Origin of the sequence: Devosia sp. (assembly GCF_036676215.1) — a bacterium.
Taxonomy (GTDB): Bacteria; Pseudomonadota; Alphaproteobacteria; order Rhizobiales; family Devosiaceae; genus Devosia.
Window position 1 is genome coordinate 1 of the sequence record NZ_JAKFDJ010000122.1, and the last position, 1730, is coordinate 1730.

Below are 1730 nucleotides of genomic sequence, written 5' to 3' on the forward strand. Positions count from 1 at the left end.
GCGGCTGATTTTGGGCGGAACGGGTTATGCCGGCTGTGGGCGGAGAGCGGCGAGCAGGGCCGGCACGCCGAGGATGGCGATGGCCCGCTTGAGATTGAAGCCGAGAACGGCGAGCGCGAGCTCGGCCCTCGCTTTTCTGAGGCCCCGCACCAGGAAGCGTGGCGAGCCAAGCATCCATTTCATGATACCGAAGGGATGTTCGACGAGTTCGCGGCGGCGCTTCATGAGGCTGGGGTCTTCGAGGGTGCGGCGGTGCATGGCCTCCCGGTCATCCTCGAAGAAGTGGCGGGCGATCGTCCGGCCGCCCTTGCCTTTGGTGCATCGGGCCCTGAGCGCGCAGCCGGCGCAGGCCCTCGTCCTGTAATATCGGGCCTGGTCGGCCTTCGAGGTCTTGAAGAGGGTCAGCGTCTCGCCGGCCGGACAGGTCCAGCTGTCGGCGGCCGCATCATAGCGGAAGGCGTCGCGGCTGAAGAGCGCCTCGCCTCTGGTCTGGACGGTCTCGGGGCGAGGCACGGCCGCGGTGATGCCGGCCTTCTCGCAAGCCCTGGCCTGCTCGCCATTGGAGTAGCCGGTATCGGCGACGACGACGATCGTTTCCACGTCCAGCGCGGCCTTGGCCTGCTCGGCCATCGGCAGGAGCTGCCCAAGATCGTTGCAGTCGCTGGTCAGGTCAAAGGCGGCAATCAGGCCGTGCCGGCCGTCCACCGCGGTCTGCGCATTGTACGAGACCTGATGGCCATGACGCGCGGTTTTCATCAGCCGCGCGTCGGGTTCGCCGACCACGCGCTGGGTCAACCCTTCGTCCGCCAGGGCCTGGGACTGGGCCTGAATGTCTTCCCGGTTCCGCTTCAGCGCTTCGAGCGCCGCTGCCACGTCCGTCGATCCGTCCGGGTCGGCAGCCTCGTCGCGATCGGCCTCGTCCATGGCCGCAAGATAGCCCGCGATCTTCGCGTCAATCGCCGCTACCCGTTGGGCCAGCCCCTTGGGGGTGATCACCTTCTTGCGACTCGCCACCGCTTCGAACTTGCTCCCGTCGATCGCCACCTGCTCACCCGCGTAAAGCGAGCAGCGCCGGCAGAACTGCACATAGGCCCGCGTCGCCGCCACGATCGCATCCGCATTATCCTTGCGAAAGTCCGCGATCGTCTTGAACGAAGGGGCCAGCCGGTTGATCAGCCAATGCACCTCGATATTGCGCTCGGCCTCCCGCTCCAGCCGCCGGCTCGAACGCATCTGATTGCAGTAGCCGTAAATATACAGCTTCAGCAGATCCGCCGGCTGGTAGGCCGGCCGGCCCATCCCACACGCCACCACCTTCGAAAAGCCCAGCGCCGGCAAATCGAGCGTCTCGACAAAGGCATCGATCACCCGCACCGCGTGGTCCGACCCCAGCCGCTCATCAAGGCTCGCCGCCACCAGCTCCCGCTGGTTCCGGCTCAACCCCTCGATATGACCCATCGCTGCCTCACCCGATCCACCGCTGACAAAGTGAACCACATCCAACACAATTGGGGAATCTCGAGGGGTCCGTGAGGTCGCTTGGTCGCGGCGACTTTTCACACAGCCTGGAAGGCGGGGACCCATTCGCGCTGATGCTCGTGAGCGAGCACTGCGCGCAGCCGTGCTCACTTGTTAACGGCCGAATTAATGGGTCCCCGCCATCGGGGTCCCCACAAAGTACTACTTTGTGGGGTGCCCCTAGCGGGGATGACGATAAAAGGGGGCGAAAC

Annotated in this window: 1 protein-coding gene; it reads right to left on the reverse strand. The window is 65.5% G+C overall.

Annotated features, from left to right (window positions below):
- Positions 1–24: 24 nt before the first annotated feature.
- Positions 25–1458 (reverse strand): IS1182 family transposase, encoded by a 1434-nt coding sequence (locus V6M52_RS11290; RefSeq protein ID WP_332701090.1) that lies wholly within the window; start codon positions 1456–1458, stop codon positions 25–27.
- Between the last annotated feature and the right edge of the window lie 272 nt (positions 1459–1730).

Excerpts from the sequence above, each read along its gene's own strand:
- V6M52_RS11290 (WP_332701090.1), bottom strand. The coding sequence starts at position 1,458 with ATGGGTCATATCGAGGGGTTGAGCCGGAACCAGCGGGAGCTGGTGGCG.